1 protein-coding gene (running past one end of the window) is annotated in these 16,519 nt (G+C 74.1%); it reads right to left on the bottom strand.

The window, feature by feature from the left end:
* Nucleotides 1-16,519 carry the 5' portion of a type I polyketide synthase gene (locus ACIRVH_RS41160; RefSeq protein WP_403964859.1) on the bottom strand. The gene continues 11,189 nt to the left of window position 1, outside the view, so only the first 16,519 of its 27,708 coding nucleotides appear in the window; it begins with the start codon at nucleotides 16,517-16,519; the stop codon falls past the left edge of the window.

Here is a 16,519-nt window from a genome sequence, read left to right as displayed (position 1 = left end):
CGGCGGTGACGGGCTCGCCGGTCACGTTGGACAGGACGGGGATGCGCGGCGGCTGGTACGTCAGGGTCGCCGCGACCCGGCGGAAGTCGTCGAGCACCGCGTCCATGCGCGGCGAGTGGAAGGCATGGCTCACCCGCAGCCGCCGCGTACGGTACCCGTCGGCCTCGAAGCCCTCGGCCAGCGCCAGCACCACGTCCTCGTCGCCGGCGATCACCACGGACTCCGGACCGTTGATCGCGGCGATGGACACGCGCCGCTCGTCGAGGCGCGGCGCGACGATCGCCTCGGACGCCCGGACGGAGACCATCGCGCCACCCTCGGGCAGCGCCTGCATCAGCCGGCCGCGCGCGGCGACGAGCTTGGTGGCGTCGGCCAGCGACAGCACTCCGGCGACGTGCGCGGCGGCGAGCTCGCCGACCGAGTGGCCGGCGACGTGGTCCGGCCGCACGCCCCAGGACTCCACGAGCCGGTAGAGGGCCACCTCCACCGCGAAGAGCGCCGGCTGGGTGTAGCCGGTGCGGTCCAGCTCGGTGGCGTCGTCCGCCCACATGACATCCCGCAGCGGACGGTCCAGCTCGTTGTCGAGGTGGAGCAGCACCTCGTCGAGGGCGTCGGCGAACACCGGGAAGCGCTCGTACAGTTCGCGGCCCATGCCGCTGCGCTGCGCGCCTTGGCCCGTGAACAGCACAGCCAGGCCGCCCCGCTCCACCGAGCCACGCAGCACACCCGCGCCCGGCGCTCCGTCCCGCACGGCCGTCAGGCCGCTGCCCAGCTCCGCCGGGTCCGTCGCGACGACGGCGGCGCGCCGTTCGAACGCCGCGCGGCCGGTCACCAGCGAGTACGCGAGGTCGGTCGGGTGCGTGTCGGGCCGCGTGCGCAGGAGGTCGAGCAGACGCCCGGCCTGCGCCCGCAGCGCGGCGTCGGTCCGGCCGGACAGGACGAACGGCAGCACGCCGTCGACGCGGGGCGTGACGGGCTCCTGCGCGACCGGCGCCTGTTCCAGGATCGCGTGCGCGTTCGTGCCGCTGAGCCCGAAGGACGACACGGCGGCGCGGCGCGGCCGGCCCGTCTCGGGCCACGGCACCTGCTCGGTCAGCAGGCCGATGGCATCGCTGGACCAGTCGACGTGCGTGGACGGCGTCTCCGCGTGCAGAGTGCGCGGCAGTACGCCCCGCTGCATGGCCAGCACGAGCTTGATCACACTGGCCACGCCGGAGGCCATCTGGGTGTGGCCGATGTTGGACTTCACGGAGCCGAGAAGCAGCGGCCGCTCCGGGTCGCGCTCGCGGCCGTAGGTCCCGAACAGTGCCTGCGCCTCGATCGGGTCACCGAGCGCGGTGCCGGTGCCGTGGCCCTCGATCGCGTCCACCTCGGACGCCGTCAGCCGGGCGTTGGCCAGCGCCGCGCGGATGACCCGCTGCTGCGCGGGTCCGTTCGGCGCGGTCAGGCCGTTGGACGCGCCGTCCTGGTTCACCGCCGAGCCCTTGAGCACGGCGAGCACCTGGTGGCCATTGGCCTGCGCGTCGGACAGCTTCTCCAGCAGGACCACGCCGACGCCCTCGGCGAGGGTCATGCCGTCGGCGTCGTCGGAGTACGCCTTGCAGCGCCCGTCCGCGGCGAGCGCCCGCTGCCGGGAGAACCCGATGAACGCGCCCGGATTGGACATGATGCTCACGCCGCCGGCCAGCGCCAGTGTGCTCTCCCCGGTGCGCAGCGACTGCGCGGCGAGGTGGATCGCCACCAGCGACGACGAGCAGGCGGTGTCCAGCGTGACGGCGGGACCCTCCAGGCCGAGCAGGTACGCCAGGCGGCCGGACAGGACGCTGCCCAGTGAGCCGGTGACCATGTGGCCCTCGGAGCTGTCCGCGGTGCGCGACACCGACGCCGTGTAGTCCTGGTAGCTGGCTCCGATGAACGTGCCGGTGAGGCTGCCGTGCAGACCGTGCGGGTCGAGACCGGCCCGTTCGAAGGCCTCCCACGCCGTCTCCAGCAGCAGCCGCTGCTGCGGGTCCATGGCCAGCGCCTCACGCGGTGAGATGCCGAAGAAGTCCGCGTCGAACTCCGCCGCGTCCCTCAGGAAGCCGCCCTGCACCGAGTAGGTCTTGCCGGCACGGTCGGGGTCCGGGTCGTACAGCTCGTCCGCGGGCCAACCGCGGTCCGCGGGGAAGCCGCTGATCGCGTCGACGCCCTCGGTGACCAGCCGCCACAGGTCCTCGGGCGAGTCGGCCCCACCCGGGTAGCGGCAGCTCATGCCGATGATGGCGATGGGCTCGTCCGGCGCGGCCGCGGCGGCGGCGCTCGTGGCCGCGGGCGCGTGGCCGGCGATCTCCGCCAGCAGGAACTCGGTCAGCGCGACCGGGTTCGGGTGGTCGAAGACGATGGTGCTGGGCAGCGTGAGGCCGGTGGCGTCGGCGATCCGGGTCCGCAGGTCGATCGCGGTCACGGAATCGAAGCCGGCGTCACGGAACGCCCGCTGCTCGCCGAGCGCGTCGCCGGAGGTGTGGCCGAGCACGGTGGCGGCCTGGCCGCACACCAGGTCCAGCAGCGTGCGCTCCCGCTCAGCGGCGGGCAGCGCCCGCAGTGACGCGGCGAAACCGCCCCTGGCACCACCGGTCACGGTGTTCTGCTCCCGGACCTCGGTGAGCGCCTTGACCTCGGGGATCTCGTCGAACAGCGTCGTCGGCCGGGTCGAGGTGAACACCTCGTGGTAGCGGTCCCAGTCGATGTCGGCGATCGCGAGTGCGGTGTCGTCCCCCTCGAGGGCGTTGCGCAGGGCCGTCAGCGCGAGCGGCGGCTCCATGAACACGAGGCCGCTGCGCACGATCTGTTCCGGGTCGACCCGGCCGAGCTTCATGTCGTCCGCCCAGATGCCCCACGACAGGGACATCGCCGGCAGCCCGCGGGCACGGCGGCGCGCGGCCAGGGCGTGCAGGTACGCGTTGCCCGCGACGTATGCGGCGTGCGCGCCGGAGGCCCACATGCCCGCGGTGGACGAGTAGAGCACGAAGTTGTCCAGCTCGTCCTCGGCGAGCAGCTCGTCCAGGATGCCGGCGCCGGTCACCTTCGCGTCCAGCACCCGCTCGAACTGGTCGAGGGTGGTGTCGGCGATGGTGCACAGCTCGATCACGGCGGCCGTGTGCACCACGGTCCGTAGCGGCGGCCCGTCCGCACGCAGCCGGTCCAGCAGTGCGGCTACGGCGTCGCGGTCGGTGATGTCGCAGGCCACGACCTCGGCGGCGGCACCGAGCTCGGTCAGGTCCGCGACCAGCTCGGCCGCGCCGGGGGCGGCCGGGCCGCGGCGGCTGGTGAGCACGATCCGCTCCGCGCCCTGGCCGGCGAGCCAGCGGGCCAGATGCGGGGCCAGGGTGCCGGTACCGCCGGTGACCAGGACGGTGCCGCGGGCGGTCCAGCCCGAGCCGTCGGCGGTCTTCGGCGCACGCACGATCCGCCGCGCCAGTGTGCCGGCGGCACGCACAGCGAGCTGGTCCTCGCCCGTCGCGCCGGACAGCACGGCGGCGAGCCGGCCCGCCGCGCGAGTGTCCAGTTCGACCGGCAGGTCCACAGTGCCGCCGATCCGCCGCGGGTGCTCGAGCGCGGCGGTCCAGCCGACGCCGAGCACCTGTGCCTGGCCGGGGTTGAGCACCTCGTCGGCGCGGCCCGTCGACACGGCGGCACGGGTGAGGAACCACAGCGGGGCGTCGATTCCGGCGTCGCCGAGGGCCTGCACGAGCGCCACGGTCAGCGCGAGACCCTCGTTCGTCGCGGAACGGCCCGCGAGCGGGCGCTCGGCACCCGCCACCAGCGACACCACACCCGTGACCGCGTCGATGCCGTCGAGGCGTGCGGCGAGCACGGCCCGGTCGGCACAGGCGGCGTCTAGGACCAGCCGCTCGGGCGTGGCACCGTGCGCGCCCAGCGCGGAGAGCACGTCCTCGTCGGCGACGCCGTCGGCGGTGACCACGAGCCAGCGTCCGGTCAGCGCGGCGGTGCCCGTGCGGACCGGCGTCCACGCCACGCGGTAGCGCCAGGCGTCCACGAGGGTCTGCTCGCGGCGGCGGCCGCGCCATGCCGACAGGCCGGGCAGCACGGCCGCGAGGGCCTCCTCGTCCACGGCGAGGTCGGTGGTGAGCGAGGCCAGGTCGCCGGTCTCGACGGCCTGCCAGAAGTCCGCCTCGACCGGGTCCGTACCGTCGGACACCACGGGTGACGGCACCGGGATCCACAGGCGGTCGTGCTGGAACGCGTAGGTGGGCAGGTCGGTCCGGCGACCGCCCTGGTACAGGGCGGCCCAGTCCACGTCGACGCCGTGGACGAACGCCTCGGCGAAGGACGTGAGGACGCGGTCCAGGCCGCCCCTTTCGCGGCGCAGTGTGCCGGTCACCACGGCTCGCACGCCGGCCGCGTCGACCGCCTCGGCGATGCCCGGCCGCAGCACCGGGTGCGCGCTGCACTCGATGAACGCGCGGTGGCCCTCGCCGAGCAGGGTGGTGACGGCCGGACCGAAGTGCACGGTGCCGCGCAGGTTGCGGTACCAGTAGCCGGCGTCCATGACCGTGGTGTCGAGCCACTCGCTCGTCACGGTGGAGTAGAACGGGACCTCAGCGGTCCGCGGCCGGATCGGGGCGAGGAGTTCGAGCAGCTCGTCCCGGATGTCCTCGACCTGGGCGGAGTGCGAGGCGTAGTCCACGGCGATCTTCCGCACCCGGACGCCGTCCGCGGCCAGGGTGTCGAACAGCGCGTCCAGCGCGGCGGGAACACCGGCCACGACCACGGAACCCGGCCCGTTGACGGCCGCGATCTGCACCGTACCGTCGGAAGGCAGCAGCGGCTCGACGCGGTCCGCGGGCAGCGGCACCGACATCATGCCGCCGTTGCCCGCCAGCCGCCGCGCGATGGCCTGACTGCGCAGGGCGACCACGCGGGCACCGTCCCCGAGGGACAGCGCACCAGCGACCACGGACGCGGCGATCTCGCCCTGGGAGTGTCCGACCACGGCGTCCGGGTGCACGCCCTGCGACCGCCACAGCGCCGCCAGCGCCACCATCACCGCGAACGACGCGGGCTGTACGACGTCGACGCGCTCCAGGCCCGGCGCACCCTCCGCCTGGCGCAGCACGTCCAGCAGGGACCAGTCCGTGAACTCCGACAGCGCGGCGGCGCACGCCTGGATGTGCTCCGCGAACACGGGCGACTCGTCGAGCAGCCGCGCTCCCATGCCGGCCCACTGCGAGCCCTGGCCCGGGAACACGAACACGGTCCGGCCCTCGACGTCCGCCACGCCCTCGACCACCTCGGTCGTGGCCCCGCCGCGGGCGTAGCCGTCCAGGGCGTCGCGGTTGAGGACCACGGCCCGGTGCTCGAACAGCGACCGCGACGTCACCAGCGAGTAGCCGACATCGACCGGGTCCGCGTTCCAGCCGACCAGGCGGGCGGCCTGGTCACGCAGCGCGGGCGCGGACCGCGCCGACAGCACGAGCGGCAGCACGGCCGGAACCGGCATGGGCGCACGCTCGTCCGGTGCCGGCACGGCCGGCGATTCCTCCAGCACGAGGTGGACGTTGGTGCCGCTGATGCCGAACGACGACACGGCGGCGCGGCGCACCCGCTCCCCCGGCTCCCACGGCCGGGCCTCGTGCAGCAGTTGCACGGTGCCCGCGCTCCAGTCGATGTGCGAGGACGGTGTCCCGGCGTGCAGCGTGGGCGGCAGCACGCGGTTTCGCAGGGCCAGCACCATCTTCATGACGCCGGCGACGCCCGCGGCGGACTGCGTGTGGCCGATGTTGGACTTCACGGAGCCGAGCAGCAGCGGCCACTCCGGGTCCCGGTCCACGCCGTAGGTGGCCTGCAGCGCCTGGGCCTCGATCGGGTCGCCCAGCGCGGTGCCGGTGCCGTGCGCCTCCACGGCGTCCACGTCGGACGGCGCCAGCCGAGCGTTGGCCAGGGCCTGCCTGATGACCCGCTGCTGCGCGGGCCCGTTCGGCGCGCTCAGACCGTTGGACGCACCGTCCTGGTTGACGGCGGAGCCGCGGATCACCGCGAGCACCGGGTGGCCGTTGGCCTGCGCGTCGGACAGCTTCTCCAGGAGCAGCATGCCGACGCCCTCGCCGAGCGCCATGCCGTCAGCGCCCTCCGCGAACGCCTTGGACCGGCCGTCGTGGGCGAGCGCCCGCTGCCGGCTGAACGCCGTGAACGGCCCGGGGTTGGGCATGACCGTCGCGCCGCCGGCGAGCGCCAGCGTGGTCTCGCCGTTGCGCAACGACTGCGCGGCGAGGTGGATCGCCACCAGCGACGACGAGCAGGCGGTGTCCACGGTGACCGCCGGACCCTCCAGCCCGAACACGTAGGCGAGGCGGCCGGACAGCACACTGGGGATGGTGCTGGTGACGACGTGCGCCTCGAGGTCCTCGACGTGCTGGGCGCCGTACTCCTGGAAACTGGAACCGACGAACGTGCCGGTCGTGGTGGAGCGCAGTGCTGCCGGGTCGATGCCGGCCCGCTCCAGTGCCTCCCACGAGGTTTCCAGCAGCAGGCGCTGCTGCGGGTCCATGGACAGGGCCTCACGCGGCGAGATGCCGAAGAACGCCGGGTCGAAGTCGCCGGCGTCGTGCAGGAAGCCACCCCGCGTGGTGTAGGTGGTGTGCGGCTCGTCGGGGTCGGCGTCGTACAGCGCGGTCGCGTCCCAGCCTCGGTCCACGGGCCATTCACTGCTGGCGTCGACGCCGTCCTCGATGAGGGCCCAGAACTCCTCGGGCGTGGCGGCGCCGCCCGGGAACCGGCATGCCATGCCGACGATCGCGATGGGCTCGTCGGGGGCGCCGGCCACGGCGGTCACCCGCGCGGCGGCGCTGTCGGCGTCGAGCAGTTCCCCGGCCAGGTAGCGCGCCAGCGCCGACGGTGTCGGGTAGTCGAACACCATGGTGCTGGGCAGGGCGCGTCCGGTGATACCGCTGAGGCGCTTGCGCAGTTCGACGGCGGTCAGCGAGTCGAACCCACCGTCGCGGAAGACCCGTTGCTCCGGCATGCCGTCCACGGAATCGTGGCCGAGCACGCCGGCCGCCTCGGTGCGGATCAGGTCGACGAGCTGCCGTTCCCGCTCCTCGGCGGGCAGTACGGCCAGGCGGGCGACGAACTCCGTGCGGCTGTCCGGTTCATCGGCCTGCGCCGCCGTTTCCGGCAGCGCCGCGAGCAGCGGGCTCGGACGTAGGGCGGTGAAGACCGGCGCGTAGCGCGTCCAGTCCACGTCGGCGACGGTGACGGTGGTGTCGCCGCGCACGATGGCGTCGCGGAGTTCGGCGATGCCGGCGGCCGGCGCGATGAACCGCAGGCCCTGCCGCAGCAGGTTCGCGGTCATGGCGCCGTCGGTCGCCATGCCGGTCTCGGCCCACGGTCCCCACGCCACGGACGTGGCGGTGAGGCCGCGTGCGGCACGGGTTTCGGCGATGGCGTCCAGGCAGGCGTTGGCAGCGCTGTAGGAGGCCTGGCCGCCGCTGCCGATCGTGCCGGCGACGGAGCCGAACAGCACGAAGAAGTCCACGTCCCCGACCAGGGCGTCGAGGTTGACCGCGCCGGCCACCTTCGCGGACAGCACGGAGTCGACCTCGGCGAGGGTGGTCTCCGCGAGCGCCTTCATGTCACTGACACCCGCCGTGTGCACCACACCGGTCACCGGGTGCTCGGCGAGCACCGCGGCCAGCGCGGCCCGGTCGGCCACGTCGCAGGCGGTGATCTCGACGCGCGCGCCCAGTTCCTCCAGTTCGGCGCGGAGCTCGACGGCTCCGGGCGCGTCCGGGCCACGTCGGCTGGTCAGCACGAGGTCGGTGGCACCGGAACGGGCGAGCCAGCGCGCGACCTCGCTGCCGAGGCCACCGGTGCCCCCGGTGACGAGCACGGTCCCGCGAGCGGTGAACTCGCCGGCGGGCGAGGGAGCGGTGTACCGGACGAGACGTCGACCGCTGCGCCCGGCCGGCCGGACCGCGACCTGGTCCTCGCCGTCGGTCCCGGCCAGGGTGGCGGCGAGGTGGGAGGCGGCTCGGTCGTTCCACACCGCGGGCAGGTCGATCAGGCCGCCCCAGCGGTCCGGATGCTCCAGCGCGACGCTGCGGCCGAGACCCCACACTGCGGCCTGCGACGGGCGGGGCGCCGGGTCGCCGGGGGCCGCCGACACCGCTCCGCGTGTGAGAACCCACAGCGGAGCGGTGATGCCGGCGTCGCCGAGCGCCTGTTCGAGCGTGACGGTCAGGGCCAGTCCGCGCGGGAACGCCGTCGGCTCCTCCTCGGACGGCGGCACCCACACCACCCCCGTGTGATCGCCGACCTCGGCGAGCCGAGCGGCGAGCGCGGCACGGTCGGGTTCGGTCGCCACCAGGGTGCGGACCTCGGCGCCGTGCGCCCGCAGCGCAGCGGCGAGATCGGGATGCTCGGTCGTGCCGATGAGCAGCCAGGCACCCGGCAGCGTCGCCGCGCGCTCTGCCAAGGCGGCCCATTCGACGCGGTAGCGCCACGTGTCGCGCAGGGCACGCTCGTGACGGTCCCGGTGCCACGACGACAGCGCGGGCAGCAGCGCGTCCAGCGAGCTGCGCTGGTCCTCACCGAGGCCGAGGAGTTCGGCGAGCCCGGCGGCGTTGCCCTCCTCGACGGCCGCCCACAGCCGGTCGCCCGCCGGGTCGCCGGGCGGCCGCGTGCGGGCCTCGGGCCAGTAGAACTCACGGGAGAACGCATAGGTCGGCAGGTCGACGCGGCGTGCGCCGGTGCCGGCGAAGAAGGCGGCCCAGTCGACGGGCACGCCCCATGTGTCGAGCCGCGCCAGGGCGGTGACGGCGGCGCGCTCCTCGTCCCGCTCGCCCCGCAGCGTGGCGACGGCGGCGACATCGGCGGCGTTGTCCTCGACCATCGCGGAGAGGGTGCCGTCCGGCCCCAGTTCGACGAACGCGCGCACCCCACGGTCCACGAGGGTCCGTACGCCGTCGGCGAACCGCACGGCCTCCCGGACGTGCCTGACCCAGTACTCCGGCGTGGCCAGCTCGTCACCGGCGACGACGCCGGTCACGGTGGACACCAGCGGGATCCGCGCCTCGCCGAAGGACAGGCCCTCGACCACGGACCGGAACGCGTCCAGCATCGGATCCATCAGCGGCGAGTGGAACGCGTGCGAGACCCGCAGCGCCTTCGTACGGCAGCCCCGCTCGCGGAACACCGTCTCGATCCGGGCGAGCGCGTCGGTCCCACCGGCCACGACGACGGACTGCGGACCGTTGACCGCGGCGATGGACACGCCCTCGACCAGCTCAGCGGCGACATCGTCCGCACCGGCCTCGATGGCCGTCATGCCGCCGCCGGCCGGCAGTGCCTGCATGAGCCGGCCGCGCGCCGAGACCAACGCCGCCGCGTCGCTCAACGACAGGACGCCGGCGACGTGCGCCGCCGCGATCTCACCGACCGAGTGCCCGGCCAGGAAGTCGGGTCGCACGCCCCACGACTCGATCAGCCGGTACAGCGCCACCTCCAGCGCGAACAACGCCGGCTGCGCCCAGCCCGTCTCGCTCAGCGCCTCCGCGTCCTCGCCCCACATCACTTCGCGAACGCCCTCGCCGAGCTCCGCTGTCACCGCGTCGAACGCCTCGGCGAAGACCGGGAACCTGACGTACAGCTCACGGCCCATGCCCAGGCGCTGGGCACCCTGACCCGCGAACACGAAGGCCGTACGGCCGTGGACCGTCTCCCCCTCCGACAGGGCCGGGTCGGGCCGGCCGGCTGCCAGCGCGGCAAGGGCCCGACGCAGTGTCCCGGCGTCCGGTGCGATCACCGCCGCCCGCTGTTCGAACCGCGAACGGGTGGTCGCCAGCGAGTGGGCCAGGTCCAGCGGATCGGCCGAGTCGACGTACGCCAGCAGGCGCTCCGCCTGCGCCCTGAGCGCGTCCCGGCCGCGCCCGGACACCAGCACCGGTACGACACCGGCGGTGGTCACCCGCTCCGGGACGGACTCCGCCACCGCGGGCGGGGCTTCCAGGACCGTGTGCACATTGGTGCCGCTGAAGCCGAACGACGACACCGCCGCGCGCCTCGGCCGGCCGGAGTCCGGCCACGGGGTCTGGTCGGTGACCAGCTTCACCGCGCCGACTGCCCAGTCGACCTGCGTCGACGGCGCGTCCACGTGCAGGGTGCGGGGCACGACACCATGCCGCATCGCCAGCACCATCTTGATGATCCCGGCGACACCCGCCGCCGCCTGCGTGTGACCGATATTGGACTTCACCGATCCAAGCAGCAACGGCGCCTCCCGGTCACGGCCGTACGTGGCCAGCAACGCCTGCGCCTCGATGGGATCGCCCAACGCCGTGCCGGTGCCGTGCCCCTCGACGACGTCCACATCGGAGGGCGACAGCCCGGCGTTCGCCAGCGCGGCCCGGATCACCCGCTGCTGGGACGGACCGTTCGGCGCAGTCAGGCCGTTCGACGCGCCGTCCTGGTTCACTGCGGAACCGCGGACCACGGCAAGGATCTCGTGCCCGTTGCGGCGGGCGTCGGACATGCGTTCCAGCACGATGACGCCGACGCCCTCGGACCAGGCGACGCCGTCGGCCGCGTCCGCGAAGGCCTTGCACCGGCCGTCGGCGGCGAGGCCACGCTGCCGGGAGAACTCGAGGAACGACGTCGGGGTCGACATGACCGTCACGCCGCCGGCGAGGGCGAGGGAGCATTCCCCCGCACGCAGCGACTGCGCAGCCAGGTGCAACGCCACCAGCGAGGACGAGCAAGCCGTGTCGACACTGACCGCCGGGCCCTCCAGGCCGAGCGTGTACGACACACGGCCGGAGGCCACGCTCGGGGACGTGCCGGTGCCCTGGTGGCCCTCGAACTCGCCGCCGCCGAGCGCGTGGACGTAGTCGCTGTACATGACGCCGGTGAACACACCCGTGCGGCTGCCGCGCAGCGCGGCGGGAGGGATCCCGGCCCGCTCGACGGCCTCCCAGGACGCCTCCAGGAGCAGGCGCTGCTGGGCATCGGTGGCGAGCGCCTCACGGGGGCTCATGCCGAAGAAGGCCGGGTCGAACTCGCCCGCGTCGTGTAGGAAGCCGCCGGAACGCGCGTACGACGTGCCGATGTGGTCGGGATCCGGATCGAACAGGGTGTCCAGGTCCCAGCCGCGATTGGTCGGGAAGCCCGATATCGCGTCGGCGCCCTCACTGACCAGCCGCCAGAGGTCCTCCGGTGAGGAGACGCCGCCCGGGTAGCGGCAGGACATACCGACGATGACGATCGGGTCGTCGGTGACGGCCTTCGAACCGGTGACCGGCTCGACCGGCTCCTCGGCGCCGAGCAGTTCGTCCAGCACGTACGCGGACAGCGCGCCGACGGTCGGGTGGTCGAAGACGAGCGTGGCCGGCATCCGCAGGCCGGTGGCGGTCGCGAGCCGACCGCGCAGTTCGACAGCCGTCAGGGAATCGAAGCCGAGGTCGGCGAAGGTCCGGTCGGGGTCGATGCGATCGGTGCCGGTGTGCCCGAGCACGGAGGTCACCTCGGCCCGCACCAGCCCCAGCACGGTATCGGCACGCTCGACGGCGCTCAGCAGCGCGAGCCGCTGCGCCAGGCCGCTCGCGGCGACGCTCTCCGCGGTGGCCCGGCGGGCCCGGGGCCGGACCAGGGCGTGCAGCACGGGCGGCACCTCGTCGTGGGCGCGCAGCGCGGGCAGGTCGAGCCGTACCGGGACCGCCACGGCGTCGGGACCGGGAACCGCCGTGTCGAACAGCGCGAGACCGTCCTCGACGGACAGCGGCAACGTGCCGGCACGGGCCAGGCGGCGCATACCGGACGCGCCGAGGGAGCGGGTCATGCCCATCTCCTGCGTCCATGGCCCCCATGCCAGCGACACTCCCGGCAGGCCCTCGGAGCGCCGCTTGGTGACCAGTGCGTCGAGGAAGGCGTTGCCGGCCGCGTAAGCCGTCTGCGCCGCCGCGCCCACCACACCGGCGACCGAGGAGAACACCACGAACACCGATACGTCCCCGGCCAGTTCGTGCAGGTTCCAGGCCGCGTCGGCCTTCGGCCGCAGCACGGCGTCGATCCGGTCGGCCGTCAGCGAGGGCAGGACGCCGTCGTCGAGGACGCCGGCAGCGTGCACGACGCCCGTGACAGGCCCCTCGGCGGCGAACACGGCGGCCAGCGCGTCCCGGTCGGCAGCGTCCACGGCGGCGAACGTCACCTGCGCGCCCAGCTCGGCGATCTCGGCCGCCACCTCCGCCGCGCCCTCGGCGGCAGCACCACGACGGCCGGCCAGGACCAGCCGCCGCACACCGTGGTGTTCGGCGAGGTGCCGCGCCACCAGGGCGCCGAGACCGCTCGTACCACCGGTGACCAGGACGGCACCGTCGCCCCAGTCCACGGCACCGTGGTCGGCGGACCGCACGCGGACGAGGCGGGCGGCGACCACCTCGCCGTCCCGCACCGCCGTCTGCGGCTCGCCGGTACCGAGGGCCGGCACCGAGACGCCGTCGATCGCACCGAACCGTCCGGGATTCTCCGCCTCGGCCGCCCTCGCGAAACCCCACACGGCCGCCTGAGCCGGGTCGACCGTGTCCTCCGGCCGCACGGCCACGCCGTTGTGCGTGAGGAACAGCAGACGGGAGCCACCGCAGCGCTCGTCCGCGAGCCAGTCCTGTGCGATGCCCATGGCCCAGACGGCGTTCGCGTGCGCATCGGCCACCGGGTCACCGGTGCCCGCCGGCACCGGTGCCAGCACCACCGGCGGCACCGCGCCGGGCAGGTCGGCGACACCGGCGGCGACCAGCACCTCCACTCCGGGCAGCATGGGGGCGTCCGGCCCGAGGACCGCGACGGTCTCCGGCGCCGTTCCACCGGACACCGGAATCCAGTCCAGGCGGAACAGCGCGTCCCTGCCTGGCTCGGCGGCCAGGCGTTCGTCCCCGAGACGCCGTAGCGCCAGGGACGCCACCGACAGCAGCGGCGCGCCGGCGGCGTCCGTCACCTCGATCGACACCGCGGAATCACCGACCGGCACCAGCAGCACGCGGGCCGCCGTCGCACCCGTGGCGTGCAGGCGCACGCCTTCCCATGAGAACGGCAGCATGGCGCCGCCGTCGCCGAGACCGGTGAGGGCGACCGCGTGCAGGGCGGCGTCCAGCAGCGCTGGGTGCATGCCGAAGGACGGCGCCTCGGCCGCGACGCTCTCGGGCAGCTCGACCTCGGCGGCGACCGTGCCGTCCGGGCCGACCCGCCAGGCCGCGGCGAGGCCGCGGAACGCCGGTCCGTACTCCAGCCCCGCCTCGGCCGCGCGATCGTAGAAGCCGTCGAGGCCGATCGCCTCCGCCCCGGCCGGCGGCCACACGGTGGCACCGAAGGAACCGGCCTGCCCGCCGGAGGCCAGGACGCCGTCGGCATGACGGGTCCAGGGGCGGTCCTCGCCCGAGTCGGTGGCGTCGCCCGCGTCGGACCGCGAGTACACCGTGAGGGTGCGGTGGCCGCGGGCGTCCGGGCTGCCGATCCACAGCTGTACCTGTACGCCTCCCTGGTCGGGCAGCACCAGCGGCGCGGCGAGCGTCAGCTCCTCGATCCTGCCGCAGCCGACCTCGTCTCCGGCTCGCACCGCGAGTTCGAGCAGCGCGGTGCCGGGTAGCACGGCCGTGCCGCGGACGGCGTGGTCGGCGAGCCATGCGTGCGACGCCACGGAGAGCCGGCCTGTGAGCAGCACGCCGTCCGAGTCCGCCAGGGACGCGGCAGCGGCGAGGAGGGGGTGGTTCGCCGAGCCGAGTCCGGCGGCGCGCATGTCTCCCGGCGAAGCGTGAGCGTCACGCGGCCAGTAGCGGCGGCGCTGGAAGGCGTACGTCGGCAGGTCGACGCGGCGGGCGCCGGTGCCCGCGAAGTAGTCGGCCCAGCGCAGCGGGACACCGAGCGTGTGCAGACCCGCGGCCGCGGCCGCGAGGGCGGCGTCCTCGGGCTGCGCCCCGCGCAGCGTCGCGACCACGCCGGCGTCCGGGAAGTCCTCCCGCACCATCGCGCTGAGCACCCCGTCCGGGCCCAGCTCCAGGAACGCGCCGACTCCGTGCTCGCGCAGCCAGCCGACACTGTCGTGGAACCTGACCGGCCGGCGCACGTGGTCGGTCCAGTAGTCCGCGCTGGTCAGCTGCTCGACAGTGGCCTGCTCACCGGTCACCGTCGACACGACCGGCAGTAACGGCTCGCGGAACGTCAGATCCTCGGCGACCGCGTGGAATTCGTCCAGCATCGGGTTCATCAGCGGCGAGTGGAACGCGTGCGACACCCGCAGCCGCTTCGGCCTGTGCCCCCGCTCGACCAGTGCCGCCTCGATCTCGGCGACCGCGTCGGCCTCGCCCGCGACGACCACCGACCGCACGCCGTTCACGGCCGCGATCGACACGGTGTCGGCATGCCCGGAGACAAGCGGCGCGACCTCGGCCTCGGACGCCCGCGCGGACGTCATCACGCCGCCGTCGGGCAGCGCCTGCATCAGTCGCCCGCGTGCCGCCACGAGAGCCGCCGCCGCGGTCAGGTCGAGGACACCGGCCACGTGCGCGGCGGCCAGCTCGCCGATGGAGTGGCCGGCGAGGTAGTCCGGTTTGACGCCCCACGACTCCACCAGCCGGTAGAGCGCGACTTCGACGGCGAACAGCGCCGGCTGGGCGTATTCCGTGCGGTTGAGCGTACCTGCCGTCCTGGCCCACATGACCTCGCGCAGCGGGCGGTCGAGGTGGGCGTCCAGCGCCGCGCACGCCTCGTCCAGTGCCGCGGCGAACACCGGGAAGCGGTCGTACAGTCCGCGGCCCATGCCGGCGCGCTGCGCGCCCTGACCGGTGAACACCACGGCCAGCTTGGGTTTGCCGCGCGTGACACCCGAGACGAGCCCGGCCGGCGTCCCGCCGGCGGCCAGCGCGGCCAGCGCGGCCCGGGCGTGCTCGTGATCGGTCGCCACGACGGCGGCGCGGTGCTCGAACGCGGCGCGAGTGGTCGCGAGCGAGAAGGCGGTGTCGGCCAGGGTCCCGGAGTCGACCGCGGACAGCAGGCGCGCCGCCTGTTCCCCGAGAGCCTCACGGGTACGCGCGGACACCAGCACCGGCACCGCGCCGGCCGCGACGTCACCGACGGACGGCTCGTCCTCGTCGGACGCCTGGTCCTCGTCGGCAGGTGCCTGCTCGATGATGGCGTGCGCGTTGGTGCCGCTCAGCCCGAACGAGGAGACGGCGGCACGGCGCGGACGGTCCGCCTCCTCGGGCCACGGCGTGTTCTCGGTCGCGAGCGCCAGCGACCCGCCGGACCAGTCCACATGGGATGTCGGTGCGTCGATGTGCAGCGTCTTCGGCAGCATTCCGTGGCGCATCGCCAGTACCAGCTTGATGACGCCTGCCACACCGGCGGCGGCCTGCGTGTGGCTGATGTTGGACTTCACCGAGCCGAGCAGCAGCGGACGGCCGGCGGGGCGGTTGCGGCCGTAGGTGGCGAGCAGCGCCTCCGCCTCGACCGGATCCCCCAGCGTCGTGCCGGTGCCATGCGCCTCCACCACGTCGACCTGGTCGGCGGACAGGCGCGCGTTGAGCAGCGCCTGCTCGATGACGCGGATCTGCGAGGGCCCGTTGGGGGCGGTCAGGCCGTTGGACGCGCCGTCCTGGTTGACGGCCGAGCCGCGTACGACGGCGAGGATCGTGTGCCCGCGTCGGCGTGCGTCGGACAGCTTCTCCAGCACGAGCACGCCGACCCCCTCGGCCCAGCCGGTGCCGGACGCGGACTCGGCGAAGGAACGGCAGTGCCCGTCGGCGGCGAGACCGCCCTGCTTGGAGAACTCGACGAAGGTGAGCGGGCTCGACATGACGGTGACGCCGCCGGCCAGCGCGAGGTCGCACTCCCCCGCCCGGAGCGACTGGGCCGCCAGGTGCAGCGCGACCAGCGAGGAGGAGCACGCGGTGTCCACGGTGACGGCCGGTCCGACCAGTCCGAAGGAGTACGACAGACGGCCCGAGATCACGCTGGACGTGTTGCCGGTCAGCCGGTACCCATCGATGTCGTCGGCCGGACCGACCCCGTACTCCTGGGGCATGGCGCCCACGAACACGCCGGTCTGAGTGCCTTTCAGGCCCGTCGGGTCGATGCCCGCGCGTTCCAGCGCGTCCCACGTCGTCTCCAGCAGCACCCGCTGCTGGGGGTCCATGGACAGCGCCTCACGCGGTGAGATGCCGAAGAAGTCGGCGTCGAACGTGGTGGCGTCGTGCAGGAATCCACCCGACAGCGTCGAGGACGTGCCCAGCGCCTCCGGGTCCCAGCCCCGGTCGGCCGGGAAGTCGGTGACGCCGTGGCCACCCTGCTCCAGCATCGCCCACAGATCCTCGGGGCCGCGCACGTCACCGGGGTAACGGCAGCCCATGCCGACGATGGCAATGGGCTCGGCCGCCGCCTCCTCCAGTTCCTGCACCTTCTGCCGGGTGCGCCGAAGGTCGACGGTGGCACGCTTCAGGTAGTCCCGAAGGCGCTGCTCGTTGCCCATCGCACGATCCAT

Source organism: Streptomyces sp. NPDC101165, from assembly GCF_044768135.1.
GTDB lineage: Bacteria > Actinomycetota > Actinomycetes > Streptomycetales > Streptomycetaceae > Streptomyces.
Note: the sequence above shows the minus strand (reverse complement) of the source record. Positions and strands in the feature narration are given on the sequence as shown.